9 protein-coding genes and 1 pseudogene are annotated in these 12,742 nt (G+C 66.3%); 4 read left to right on the top strand and 6 right to left on the bottom strand.

Translation table 11 applies throughout. The features are described 5' to 3' along the window. The first annotated feature begins 1 nt into the window (after nucleotide 1). Together ACFYY2_RS31230 and ACFYY2_RS31225 are read left to right on the top strand one after the other, a co-directional pair. On the top strand, nucleotides 2-736 hold the full coding sequence (locus ACFYY2_RS31230; protein WP_388749233.1) for a hypothetical protein: 735 nt from the start codon (nucleotides 2-4) through the stop codon (nucleotides 734-736). Between the two features lie 169 nt (nucleotides 737-905). After that, nucleotides 906-1,057, top strand: a pseudogene (locus tag ACFYY2_RS31225) (IS5/IS1182 family transposase); the annotation flags it as partial. Nucleotides 1,058-1,392: 335 nt separating this feature from the next. On the opposite strand, the gene ACFYY2_RS31220 reads toward ACFYY2_RS31225, so the two are convergent. The 3 genes from ACFYY2_RS31220 to ACFYY2_RS31210 all read right to left on the bottom strand — a co-directional run bounded on the left by ACFYY2_RS31220 (nucleotide 1,393) and on the right by ACFYY2_RS31210 (nucleotide 9,390). Then, nucleotides 1,393-1,713, bottom strand: coding sequence for a hypothetical protein (locus ACFYY2_RS31220; RefSeq protein WP_388749231.1), 321 nt, complete (start codon nucleotides 1,711-1,713; stop codon nucleotides 1,393-1,395). A 125-nt stretch (nucleotides 1,714-1,838) separates the two neighbouring features. After that, nucleotides 1,839-8,051, bottom strand: a complete 6,213-nt coding sequence (locus tag ACFYY2_RS31215) for a DUF6973 domain-containing protein (RefSeq protein ID WP_388749229.1) — start codon at nucleotides 8,049-8,051, stop codon at nucleotides 1,839-1,841. Between the two features lie 901 nt (nucleotides 8,052-8,952). Next, a complete protein-coding gene (locus tag ACFYY2_RS31210; protein ID WP_388749227.1) occupies nucleotides 8,953-9,390 on the bottom strand; it encodes a hypothetical protein in 438 nt (145 codons plus the stop codon). 119 nt (nucleotides 9,391-9,509) lie between these two features. On the opposite strand from ACFYY2_RS31210, the gene ACFYY2_RS31205 reads away from it, so the two are divergent. Together ACFYY2_RS31205 and ACFYY2_RS31200 are read left to right on the top strand one after the other, a co-directional pair. Next, complete coding sequence (locus tag ACFYY2_RS31205) at nucleotides 9,510-9,773, top strand: hypothetical protein (protein WP_388749225.1); 264 nt, start codon at nucleotides 9,510-9,512, stop codon at nucleotides 9,771-9,773. Beyond that, the gene (locus ACFYY2_RS31200) at nucleotides 9,770-10,135 is read left to right on the top strand and encodes a hypothetical protein (protein ID WP_388749223.1); all 366 of its coding nucleotides are present in this window, start codon (nucleotides 9,770-9,772) and stop codon (nucleotides 10,133-10,135) included. The genes ACFYY2_RS31205 and ACFYY2_RS31200 overlap by 4 nt, the downstream gene beginning before the upstream one ends. A gap of 735 nt (nucleotides 10,136-10,870) precedes the next feature. On the opposite strand, the gene ACFYY2_RS31195 is transcribed toward ACFYY2_RS31200, so the two are convergent. From ACFYY2_RS31195 to ACFYY2_RS31185, 3 genes are all read right to left on the bottom strand, one after another. Continuing rightward, the gene (locus ACFYY2_RS31195; protein ID WP_388749221.1) at nucleotides 10,871-11,377 is read right to left on the bottom strand and encodes a hypothetical protein; all 507 of its coding nucleotides are present in this window, start codon (nucleotides 11,375-11,377) and stop codon (nucleotides 10,871-10,873) included. A gap of 143 nt (nucleotides 11,378-11,520) precedes the next feature. Continuing rightward, nucleotides 11,521-12,375, bottom strand: coding sequence for a hypothetical protein (locus tag ACFYY2_RS31190; RefSeq protein ID WP_388749219.1), 855 nt, complete (start codon nucleotides 12,373-12,375; stop codon nucleotides 11,521-11,523). Continuing rightward, the gene (locus ACFYY2_RS31185; protein ID WP_388749217.1) at nucleotides 12,362-12,718 is read right to left on the bottom strand and encodes a hypothetical protein; all 357 of its coding nucleotides are present in this window, start codon (nucleotides 12,716-12,718) and stop codon (nucleotides 12,362-12,364) included. The genes ACFYY2_RS31190 and ACFYY2_RS31185 overlap by 14 nt, the downstream gene beginning before the upstream one ends. Nucleotides 12,719-12,742 lie beyond the last annotated feature (24 nt).

The raw sequence follows: 12,742 nt of genomic DNA, 5'->3' as shown, positions 1-12,742 counted from the left end.
GGTGCCGGAGAACTGTCTGCTGGGTCCGTTGCAGGTCAGTGGCATCAGCAACTCCGGTCACGGGCCCAAGGTCGGGGCGCTCGCCGCGCTGATCTACCTGCGGCCCGGACGTAGCGCCGACACCTTGTGCACGGCGATGGATCCGGTGAACCCGTGGTCGACGCGCACCCTGCAGTCCCGCCTCTCCGAGATCCGCTCCCGCTTCGGCACGGACGCCGACGGGCAGCCCTACCTGCCGCGCCCGAAGACCGGCTACGCGTTCCGCACCGGGATCCGCTCCGACTGGGACCACTTCCAGAAGCTGGCTACGCGCGGCCTGGCTGCCGGCCCGGAGACCGGGATCCCGGACCTGGAGAAAGCCCTCGGCCTGGTCCGCGGCAAGCCGTTCGAGGGCCAGGACTACCCGTGGGCCGACTCCATCCAGCAGGAAGTCATCTCCCGCGTCACCGACATCGCCCACACGCTGGCCGCCTGGCTCTCCGAAGGCGACACCCCCGACATGGACGCAGCCCGCCACGCCGTCCTGCGCGGCCTGGACGTCGACGAGACCTCCGAAGTCCTCTACCGAGACTGGATGCGCATCGAGTGGGCCACCGGCAACACAACCGGCGTGCGTAAAGCCATCTCCCGCCTCCAGCAGATCACCCGCACCTACGACATCTCCCTCGAACCCCTCACCGAACAGGTCATCGACCTGGTTCTGTCCGAGGAGCCAAAACACGCGGCGGCGAAGTGACGGTCTGACCTGGCTCGCCCGGCCACGGGCTACGAGGAGATGCAGGGGCTCAGTGAGCATTCTCAGAGTGGCCACCGATCGGGTGACTGCGACGGGGGCGCAACGCACGAGGCACCCGTGCCGTTGAGGGAGGTGTTTGAAATCTCAACTCATCAGCGCAGGTGCCTCGTTGGTCTCTTATCCTGCCGCACTCGACCTGCCGCATGCGCTGGTCGAGTGGGTCGCCATGATCATCGTCACCCGCAAGGGTGACCGCCGGTGCATCCGCCGCACCAGCGTGCGCTGGTCGCTCTGGTGTACCTGCGCAAGCACGACACGCTCGAAGATCCCGGATCAGCCCGAACCGCATGACGTCAATCGCCAGAGCAGTCCTCACCCTGCAGAGGCAACGCTGAAAAGGCTCACTCGAGCCGGGCCGTCGGTCCCATGGCTCTGGTCGCCAGGCTGAGGTACTGAAACGACGGTGGACGGCAGGGCAAACACCCCGGTCATTGGTATAGCCAGCACCACTGACCGACGACATGCAGCCGTGCATGAGGCTGGTCCCGGCCCTCAGCTACACCGACCTGCTGCGACAGGCCCGAGGTAATGGTCTTCCATCTCCACTCGGACCACAGCGCCTCACGGCGCAACCAAGATCCTCGACAGAGTCAAGCTCAGGACGATTCGACGACGACTACGCCGTACATGACGTACCCCATCGCAGTGAACACGATCAGGCCCAGTCGCAGCAGTGACAGCAGCAGTCCAATCCGCCGAGTACCGTCCTTGTCACTGCGCAGCACAACGAAAGACAACGCCAGGGAGCCGAGCAGGATCACCGCTCCCGTGAGGTAGCCCACCGTCCACGGCGCCGTGGAGCCGTCGTAGTCCTCCGTGAAGGCGGGCATCAGCAGGCCGATGCCCGCCAGAACCATGGCGCTCACACAGGTCAGGACGAAGTCGAGCGAGAGGGCCACCGCCCAGGTGACCGGCATACGCCGCCGGGCCGGGGAAAAAGCTTGGTTTCGCACAGCAGTGTCTCCGTACATCGATGGCGCCGGAGGGCGCGGGCGGCCAGGTGACCGTTTCCGCACCCTCCGGCGGTGAAAGGCCCACGCGGTCAGCGCATGGCCAGTTTGCCGTTCTTTAGTGCCTTCTTGCAGCGCTTGCAGGCAGCATCTTGCGCTCCCCAGCGCGTCCACGCGGTGATCTGGGAGCCGATGCTGCGGCCCACCTTGTTGTTGTAGTAGTCGACCTGGGAGTCACGGCGCTTGGCCTTGTCCTTCGTGTTCTTGTGCTTTGCCTCGTGGGCGTTGCCGAAAGCCTTGGCAATGGTCCAGCCGAAGTCCCACACCAGCATGGCCTGCCAGATGCAGTGCCGGTAGGCGTTCTGCTTGTTGGAGTTCTTGTAGGCCTTCTTCGCCTCCCGCTGGGCCCAGTAGCTGTCATCGGCCACACCCCAGCAGGCCCACCAGTACTTGGCGCAGGCTTTCCCCTCGTGCCAGATGTCGTTGATGCTGAAATTGCCGCTGAGGTCCTTGCAACCGACGGGATCGCCGGAACAGTAGTCGTAGGCATTGGCGTTTCCGCCCTCGACCGGGTCCAGCGAGGTGAACCGGCCAGTCGCCGGGTCGTAGAGGCGCGAGCCCATCAGGGTGAGGCCGGACAGGGTCTCGCCGGAGCGCTGATCGCCCCCGAGCCAGCCGTAGCGGGTGGGCGTCTGGCCTGCGCGCCGTTGGCCGTACTCGTCCGTGTCCAGGGCCACCGGGGCCTTGGAGGCGTCCAGCGGGAGTTGGAGCACGACGTCACCGTGCACGGAGGTGAGCTGCAGGACGACGTCACCGGTCTTGCCTGTGACCGCCGCGAGCCCGCCGCCGAGCGAGTCCACGTTCCGGGTCAGCGCCCCGGTGGCGGTGTCCTCGACAATCCAGCGCGGGCTGTCGGAGTCGCCGTCGTAATGGTTGATCCGGGACGCGCTCTGGGTCCAGGTGGAACCGCTGCCCGTCTCGACGGTCCACGACCTGAAGCGCTGGGTGGCGTCGAGCCGCCAGGTCTGACGCTGCCCCTTCGCAGTCTCCCGGTATACGAGGTCGTTGGCGTAGTACTCGATGCCCGTGCCGTCGGGACGTGCCGTGTTGCGGCCGAGCCCGTCGTAGACGTAGCCGGAGTCGACGAGGCGGTCCGCGGTGTCGTAGGTGCTGGTCCGCGTGGTCCCTCCACTGGTCGGGCAGTCGGTGCCGGGGGCGGAGGAGGCCGTCGTGAGCGACGTCCGGTTGGTCCGCCCGTCGAAGCCGTAGGACCTCCAGGTGCAGACGGTCTCCGAAGTGTCCTCCACTGTGGAGAGCCGCCCGACCGCGTCGTACCGGAAGGTCTGGTCGGACCAGCCGGTCCGGGTCGTGGCCTGGCTGTGGACCGACTTCGTGACGGTGTCGGAGTGGACGAGCACGCCGTCGCTGTCCCGGGTGTACGTCCTCTGGGTCTGGGACCCGGAGGGATCCTCGACTGTGCGCAGGGTGTAGCCGCCGGGCAGTTTCTCGGTGTCGACCGCGCCGTCGGCGCTGTAGGTGGCGGTGAAGGCCCCCGCAACCGAGTCGACGACCTTGGTTGCCAAGCCGCGCGGTTCGGCGGTGTGGTCGTAGGTGAACGTGCGCGTGCTGGGCACGTTGTCGGTGATCTTGGCCGGGCGGCCCAGCGTGTCGTAGGTGACGCCGGTGGTGCCGCCGTCCGCGTCGGTGTACGAGATCTGACGGCCCAGTTTGTCGTACGCCTTGGTGACGGTGCCGCCGGTCGAGGAGACTGTTTTGTACGGGCGTCCGGTGGCGGTGTCGTACTCGGTCGTCACGTCAGGCACGGCCTGGCCCCCGGTACCGGTCGTCTTGACCGTCGTCGGCCGGCCGGCCGCGTCGCGGGTGGTGGTGACGGTACGAGTGGCGCCGGTCACCGCTTCCGTCGCCTTCGCGGCGTTGCCCCACCAGTCGTACTCGGTCGTCGTGGTGGGGAGCTGCGCCGGGTTGTTGCCGCCTCCGGTGATAGCGCCGCCAGGACCCGTGGAACACACCATGTCCGCCCACTCCGGACGGCCGGCGCAGGCGCCGCTTCCGGTCGCTGACCAGTAGGAGGTCACCGTGGTCGCCGCATCGGTGCCGGTGCCGCCAGGGGCGATGTTCTTGACCTCGCGGCCCTGGGAGTCGTACTGAGCGGTCGTGGTGATCGCCAGACCACCCGGGTCCTGAACTTCCTTGACCGGCAGGCCCTTGCCCCAGTCGTAGACCGTCTCGGAGACGCGCGTCTCGGCGTGCACCGACGGGTGCTCCCGTACCTGCGCGCCCGTCGTACGCTTCGTGACCTGGTCGGCAATGGTCGCGGAGCCGTCGGTCGGACGGCCCGCGTCGTACTCAGCGACGGTCCATGCGCGGGCGAGAACAGAGGTGCCCGCCGCCACCAGCGTGGCCGTACCACTCTTCAGATCCTGGGTGAGGGTAATCCGGTGCAACGGGCCGAAGCCCTCAAGCTCGCGCGTTCCGGTGCTGTTGTAGACGGACCGCGTCGACAGCAGGGCGGCACGCTCCGGGGTCGGGAGTGATCCGATGCCGAGGTCCGCATGAACGGTCGCCGCATCCGGGGACAGACCGAGGGCGATGGCACGGTTGGCCGCGGACAGTTCACGGACAGTGTTTCCGAACCGGTCGTACTCGGTCGTGCCGATATGGCCGCCGGGCTGAGCCGTGTTCACCTCTCGGGCGAACGCGCTCAGGTAGTGGACCGTGGCTCGGCCATAGTCGCCCGCGGCAAGGGTGTCGCCGGAGTGCGAGGCGGGGACCGAGTCGGGCGGGAACACCGCCGTGGCATCGGTGGGCAGATCGTTCTGCCCCCACGCCTTCGCGTCCACGGCGCTCATCTTATGCGGCGCTCGGGTACCGGTGAGCGGGACGGCGTATACGACGCTGGTGACGGCGTCGGCCTCCACCACGTCCGCGGTGCCCTGCTTCAGGGTCGCGCGCGATGCCTTGAGTAGCATACCGGGCCCTGCCGACGGGCCGGTTCCCGCTGTCCCGTAGGTAAGGTTCCAGGGGAGTTCGCTCGGCGGGGTTACGCGAGCGACCCGCCCGCCCGCGTCGTACGCGTAGACGGTTTTCAGGGACGGCGAGATCTGCGGGTTCCAGACTTGGGTCAGCTGTCCCGTGGCATTGTAGAGGTACTTCTGCACGGACTTCGAGGTGGCAGCCGTCGCACCCGTCTCCGTGGACCACAGCCGGATCTCCTGGACGCGGCCGGCGAAGTCACCGTCCGCCTGGGAGGTGGCCGTCGTAGTGGTGGCGTAGACGAACTCCAACACCCGGCATCCCTTGGTGCTGGGATCGGCGTTGCACGCCGTCGCCGTGGCGGCCGACGTCGGCGCGATGAGCCGCTTGGGCCGAGCCAGCGTCTCGTCGCCGACGGTGACGGTCTCGGAGGCGACCGTGGTAGTCGAGTTGGCGAGACCGTCGAGCAGCGTGCTGGAGACCTGCCACGTAGTCGCCGTCGTCTCGGGCTTGGCGAACTGGGTGATCGTGCCGTCCGCCGCAGAGAGGGTGAAACTGCCGGTCACTCCGCCCGTGAGGGTCAGGTGCTCCGCACCGGGCTCCGCTATCCAGCCCGTCTTCGCGGCGTTGGCGGTGAAGTGGATCTCACTGTCGTCCGCAGTGGCCACGACCACGGCCGTGTCCGAGATCTTGCGGACGTGACTGTAGTCCGACTCTGTGATCTCCGTGAGGACACCGGACGCCCACTCCTCACCGAAGATCGGTGCCTGACCCTCCTGAGCCCCCGACTGCGGGTTACGCGATGCTGCGGTACGTCCAACCGTCAGGCCGAAGTAGGAGGCGTCCGTCTGGGACAGGACCAACTCACCCGTGAGCAGGTTCAGCGAGCCGGGGCCGATCGTGGTCGTGGCGGCGCCGTCGGCGTCCCGATCCACGATGACGACGAGCGGCTGGGTGCTGCCGGCGGCCGCGCCGGGCCCCGTGAAGTCGGCTTTGATCTCAACGGAGCCGTCGGGGTCGACCGTGGTGGTGGCGTTCCAGACAAGCGGGGTGTTCCTGCCGTCGGTCAGCGGCGTCGGCCAAGCGGTCAGCGGGGCGCCGTCGGAGGTGACGTCGGCGGCCGGGATGCGCACCCAGGGATCCGCCTCGGAACGGCGCCAGGAGAAGGAGACCTTGTCGTACTTGGCCGCGTCGCCCTCGGCCACCAGAGTGAGCCGCCGCGCGGTGCGCTCGTCCTCGGCGGGCTGCACGAAGCCGCCCGGGCCGACGTGGAAGGTGTAGTCGAGCTCGGGAGACTTATTGTCCGCCTTGTCGACGGTGCGTACTTCGAGGCTGTGCGTCCCGTCGGAATCCGGGGTCACCGGGATGGGCACACTGCTCGTCGATCCACCGGTGGCGACTTTGGTCCAGGTCACGCCGTCTAGGGACCACTCGAGCCAGTTGTGGTCGGTGCCGTTCGGGGTAACGGTGAAAATGCCCTTCTGCCCGGATCCCTTGACCCACTGGGCCGCCGGATAGTCCGTGGAAGTGATCTTCGTCGGGGCCTGGGGCGCGGTGGTGTCGACGGTGAAGGTCTTCCACGCTGACCAGCCCACGTTGTAGTGCGCCCCGTCATACGGAGAGGTGCGGAACTTGTACGTCTTGCCGTTGGCGAGTACACCAGCGGGAACGGTCACCGAGGCGACCTGCCCGGAGGGCACGTACTTGGAGACAATGACATCGCCGACCTGGGTGTTGGTGGCGTTGTCGAAGATTTGGAAGGTGCCGTTGACCTTGTCGCCGTCGGCGTCGACGAACGTGTCACGCAGGGTCGGCGTCGTGGTGTTAACCGTGTAGGCCCCACCGTAGGAAAAGTAGGGGGGACCTGCTTCCTGCTTCGTGCCGGTACGGGGCCGGTAGTTGTAGTTGACGACCAGCTTCGGCGGGTTGGAGGCGGCATTTGCGGAATTCACCCGCTTCCACTGCGCAATTGCGCTTTCATCGGTGGCGCGCAGCCCCATGTGGCCCCGGGTGACCTTGGCCGACGCCCACTCCTGTGCCAGAGTGGTTACGTCGGCGTTGATCCAGCCGTCAGGCTGCGCGGTGCACGATGTGTTACCGCGCGTTTCGGTGGAAGTGGCCTTCTTCACTGTCATCGTCGGACGGTTGGACCACCGGCTGGAGGTGGAAGCCGCAGGCGACGACCAGACTTCCCACGGGTAGTTCTTGCAGTCCACGTTGTTGCCCGAGTGAAAGTTCCACAGGGACAGCTTTGCGTTCAGGACGAGTGCATCCTGCATCGGGGAGGTGTTCCACGAGATGAAGGACTGCGCCGTGCGCGGGGTGCCGTCGGCGTTCTTCGTGCCCGGGTTGCCCAGGTCGAGTTCGACGTCGGCCGACCAGTCGACGGTTTCGCCCTGCTGGACGTACGTGTCGAAAGCGTTCGACAGGGATGAGGTGGAGGGGTCGACCGTCACCGGATACTTGGTGGCCGGGTCGGCGAGGAACTTTGCGTCAGGAGTAATCACCAGGTCGACGGAAGAGCCCTTGGTGGCGATCTTCATCGCGACGGGTACCCGCCGGGTGTGCTCGCCTGAGCGCTCATCGACGGTGGCGTCCCACATCACCGGGGCAGGCATGACAGCCTGCTTCTTGTTCTTCTTGTCGATGAACACCACACTGCCGTCGGCCTGCTGCTTGGCCTTGAGCCCCTTGGCTTTCAAAGGAAGCGTGTAAGTGTAGCCGTCGGTGGCGGGCTTCTGCTTGATCTCGACGTACTGCTCGAAGCCGGTACGGGTCGCCTCGACCACCACGTCTGCGCCGGGGACAGCGTTGACGTATTCAGCCCGCGTGCCGGTCAGTTTGGGCGTGGGCAGTCCGCCCTTCCACTGCAGGGTGATCTGCTGATCGCCCTCGCCGAGCGTCACTAGGTCGGTGGCCTTCGAGGCTTGTGCAGACTTGAGAGAGGTGGCGGGGCTTCCTGTCCTGCCGGCGAGTCTCAGGCCGCGGGGGTGCGCGTGAGGTTGGACCGAGCCGTCGGGGTTGGTGGCTAGGTCGAGGTCTACGTCTCGCCACTGGTCGGTGGTGCCGTCCTGGAAGCGGACGGGGCCGGCGGCAAGCTCTGTCGTCAGCGAACCGTTTTTGTTGGCCCAGGTTGTGGACGTCTCTGTGCGCTCGGACAGCGCTTCGACGCGCTTACCTGACAGACGCGCGGCAACGCGGGCGGAAGGGATGTCCGCGGCCTGGGTGGCCGCCGTCTTCTTCGGTGCAGTGGGGACCTGAGGGGCGGCGGCGATCGCGGCACTGGTGCCGTCAACCAAGGTGACCGACAACGCCAATGCAAGGCTGCCCGCTATGTACCGCAGGTTTCGGCCCGGTCTTGGTCGCCCGCGCTCGTGGTGCGCGGGTTTGTGAACTCTCATCGATCCTCAGTCCGTTGTGGCCTTCGCATCACTTATGTGAAGCAAATTCGAAGGTATCGAGGAGGGAAAGATCACGAACTCAGACAGACTTACCCTAGAGCGACACCCTCGATACGCAAGGTAATGTGACGTCCATCACTCGTGATGCTCAAAATTTGCTAACTACGCCGGGGGAAGCGACTCAAAGCCCGTCACGGCCCACGCGACAACCGCACGGCTGCAGAACGCTGACGACGGGACGGGTGCCTCCCTGGCACGGCGTGACGCGGAGCGGTTCAGCATGCTGGGCGTGACCTGGGCCGATCCCGGCGCCAGTGTCACAGGGAGGGTCGAGGTCCGTACCCGTTCCCTGACGACCGGGAAGTGGTCGCCGTTGCTGCGGCTGGACGGGGACAGCGGGCAAGGGGAGAACGGAGCTGCCCGCGGCGGCACCGAACCGGCCTGGGTAGGACCTTCGACGGCGTCGAGGCCCGTGTGGCTTCGAATGGGAAATCGTCTGCGGGGCTGCCGGCCGGTCTGCGGTTGGACACGGTGGATCCGGGGACCGGCGACGTGAGCGCCATCAAGCCTGCGGCTTTCGCAGTCGAGGAGACGGACGCACCGACCCCCTCGGAATCCGCCGAACCGCAGCCCAGCGCCTCTCCGGACACTCAAAACCCCGCCGGCCAGGAGCCTTCCGCTGAACCACCGGTGAGCGAGTTACCTTCGGCTTTCACCCTCTGCCGAGCCCGGAACTCCTTCGGCAACCCCGACCACTGCCCCGACCGACACGGGCCCCACCGCCCCGCCAAGCACCATGCCACAGCGCCCATCACCTCCCGTGCCGGCTGGGGGCAAGATCAAGGCGGTGGTGGTCCACCACACCGCCGAGTGGACGGATGGACGGATGTGCACACAGGTGGCGGTCGTCGCGGATCCGCTCCAGCTGCTTGCGCTGGGTGAAGTCGATCAACTCGTGCTTCTCCGCCGTATCGAGCAGAGTCTTCTCCAGGGCGAGCATGATCGGAATCGCTTCGGACTCCGCACTGCCCTGCGCTCGCTCCACATCGGCAACCAGGTCCTTCGCGTGGCTCTCGCCCTCTTCATGGAGGATCTGGGCCTTGGCGATGAGGTCAGCGCAGACAGCCGTCCAGGTCAGGACGATCGCGCCGCGGCCCGAGCCGGAGACGTAGCAACGGTACGCCTCGCTGACGAGGGGACGCAGGTCCGGATTGAACACGCGGTTCACGCGCTCTTCAAGGTCGATCATGTTGCCCCTCCGGCGCGCCCGTCCCACTTGCCCCCGGAATGATCTCACCACCGCTCCGGTCCCGAGCCGACGTCCCCGTTCGCTATGCACTGGTACCAGCACATAGCTACAGTGCTGGTATGGGAAAGCAGACGAACATCCGCCTGGATGAAGAGGTCAAGGAAGCCGCCGAGGACCGGGCCAAGCGCCGAGGCCTGAGCTTGCAGGGGTACGTGGCCGACCTGATCGAGGCGGACGTGAATCAGTCCCGCGCAGCCTTCATGGCCGGCGCCGCATCATTCCTGGCTGCGTACACGGACGTGTTCGATGCGGAAGTCGGTGAGGACCGGTACCCCGGTCTCCCGGACGTCCCGGCGAAGACGGCACCGAGGGATGCCGCGTGAACCTTCGGATTGACCTCGCGTGGATCCTGGCAGTGGCGCAGCAGATTCCGGGAGACCCCCAGGTCGTCGACTACGGCGTCCCCGTAGCAGCGGAAGCACGTCACCGGGCGGAGATCCTTGACCACGAGGTCTACCCCGAACTTCATCACAAGGCTGCGGCGCTGCTGTGCGAGTTGGCGAGAAACCCGAGCCTGGAGATGCGGAATCTGCTGTTCGCGGCCACGGTGACCGCGGCCTACTTGTCGGCGTGCGGGATGCCGGTGGGCCCTGGCCTGGACACCGTTCTCCCGCTGGCCCGCGCCGCCCGGGACGGTCTACCGGTGCGGGAGGTCGCCGCTCAGATCAAGACCTGGACGAGCTGATCGAGCAGGCTCTTCACGCGGTCCGTACCGAGTTAGGAATCCAGGTCATCAACGAGCGTCGGCCGGCCATCCGAATCGCCTCTGCCTGCGCACTCGTGTGCGGTGCGCAGCGAGCGCCGAGCGACTGAGGGCTGCTGAGGCAGATACCGAGAGTCGCTGGGCGAAAGATGCAGGTCAGACGAATTTACCTCCCCCTTCAGCGACCGAAGCGACTCAACGACAGACATACAGTAGCGAAGGATCTCGGGAGTGCGGCGCAGCCCCTGCGGATTGCCAGCCGCTGTGTCGCTCTCGGAGCCAGCAACTCGGACACCGGTCAGCGACCGACGATTGAGCCGAGCTACTGAGAGTACTTGGGTCGCTCGCGTCGGATGAAGGCATATCGGCAGGTCAGATGGCCTCTCGCTGCCCAACAGCGACTGAAGCGACTCAAGACGCCTATATATGACACAGGCGCGCGCATGGTGGTGGCCTCATATACCCGAACCTAAGTCGCTTCAGTCGCTGTCAAGCGCCGCACAAGTCCTTGACCTGCAAAAACGGGACGTAGAGGCTGGAGCGACTGAAGGGATCTCGGGCGGTGGGTTCGGCTGGTGCTGGTGCGATCGGCGTAGGTAGGTCAGGTCCTGGCCTACCGAGTGAGCGTCCGTGAGCTGGGATAGGCACGCCCGCGACGCAGCGCCCCCACGGTAAGGGCTTGGTCGCTCAGACTTCAGGTAGACAGAGCCGACGTTGCTAGGCTCTGCGGATACTCCGCCGCCGCTCCCAGTACCGTGCGAAGGCTCCCCAAGTGTGAGGGCGCAGGAGCAGCCGGGTATTCGGAGCCCGACGCTTGATATGTCTCACCCGGATCACGTCTCTAGTCTGCAGGTCGCGGGCCCACCTGTATCCGTCGCCGTCGAGGAACAGCACAGCCAGAGGGAACGTGCGGTTGCCGTCGATGTATAGCGAGATGTCAGCGGTTGTTTCCTCGCCCGGCCCGACTCTCTCCTGTCCGAATGGCACCTGCACCTGACCAGTGCACAGCACCCTCGGTAGAAGGATGGGCCGGTCTGCTGTGTTCAGCAGGTGGACTTTGACGTTCTTGTCGTCGCGGTTGAAGTGGATCACTATCTTCTGTGCTTCCTGACGTTCTTCCTTCCTCCGGTCTCGCAGCAGGATGGCGAAGCCGAGGAGTAGCGATCCGCTCGTCCCGATTGCACTTGCCCAGGCAGGGGCCGTTCCCCAGTCGATACTCGTCACACGTTTGTGATGCGGCGATCCGCGGCTAAGAAAACACGACTTGAGCCGTTCCTGAGCCTGAGCCAGCGCGTACAGCGCGCGAACCGACTGCCCCTCCCGAGTGTGGGCTGTAGGTGACGGCCGCGACGACCTCGGTATAGAAGTCAGGTGGTGAAGGCGAGGTAGGTGCCGGTGGTGAGGCCGGAGAAGGTGATGAGTTGTCGGGGTTTGAGGCAGGTGAATGCGACGTGCATAGCGATACCCGCGGCGACGGCGTAGGGCGCGGTGTGGGTGAGCAGTAGTGCTGGGGGCAGGGTGGTCTCTGCTGCGATGGCGGTGATGGAGGCCAGGCGCCAGAAGCGAATGTCCCGGTCGGTGAGGTTGCCTGTGTGGTGGCGGACGAAGCCGGGGACGGCGTGCTGGCGGCGGTGGGGCAGGCGGTCTTTGACCTGGTCGTAGACGTGGATCCACTGGGCGAGGTAGAGGCCGCTGCGGAACTGGGGTGAGCGGAGTTTCTGCCAGGCGCTGTTCCAGTAGATGTCGGTGGTGATCAGGACGAGGAGGCACTGCGCCCAGGTGTTGGCGGTGCTGGGCTGGTGCTCGATGTGGAAGCCGTGGCCGAGGTCGCCGGCGAGCAGGAGGCAGGTGCCGGTGAGCAGGGTGAAACGCACGGCGTTGGGGCTCTTGAGGTAGAGGAGTTCCATTGCGGCGCCGGCCAGGACGAGCACGAGCGACAGCCGGGGCTGGAGGCCTGCGGCGAGGGTGAGGGCGGCGGCTGTGCGGATGAGCAGGGCGGGCCGGTAGCAGCGGACCAGGACACGGGCGCGCTTGGGTCCGAAGCGCTGGTTGGCGAGGTGTGTGCTGAGTGAGATGAGGGTGAAGCGGTCCCAGCCGCCGTGGCCAAAGGACAGGGCGAAGCGCAGGGTCAGCACGGTGGCGAAGACGATGCGGAACCGCTGGAGGCGGCCGGGGTCGGTGGGGTGCTGGAAGCCGGCGGTGATGCTGTCAATGAACCACATGGCTGTCTCTCACCTCGATGTGGTGCTCGCCTTGGGCGTTGAGCAGTCGGCCGTGTCCGTCGAGGCGTGCGTAGCGGCCGCTGCTGATCAGGTAGTTGATGATGGCTTGCAGTTGGGGTGGGCCGAGGATGAAGGAGCCTGGTGAGAGGTGGTCGTAGACGTTGACCGGCTCGGTGTGTCCGTCGGTTGTGGTGCCGGTGAGCGTGATGACGGTGAAGTTGGCCCGGCAGAACATCTTCCAGCGGAGCCATCGTCCGGGCAGGGGGGTGAAGCCGGTGATCATCCATGCGGCGAGGGCGAGGGTGAGAGAGATCTGGGCAGCGGGCAGCACGAACTGGGGCATGGGTGCCAACCTCCGGGTGGGAGG

The organism is Streptomyces sp. NPDC001822 (assembly GCF_042892135.1).
Classification (GTDB): Bacteria; Actinomycetota; Actinomycetes; order Streptomycetales; family Streptomycetaceae; genus Streptomyces.
The sequence above is the reverse complement of the archived record's forward strand: the minus strand, read 5'-3'. Positions and strand labels throughout refer to the sequence as shown.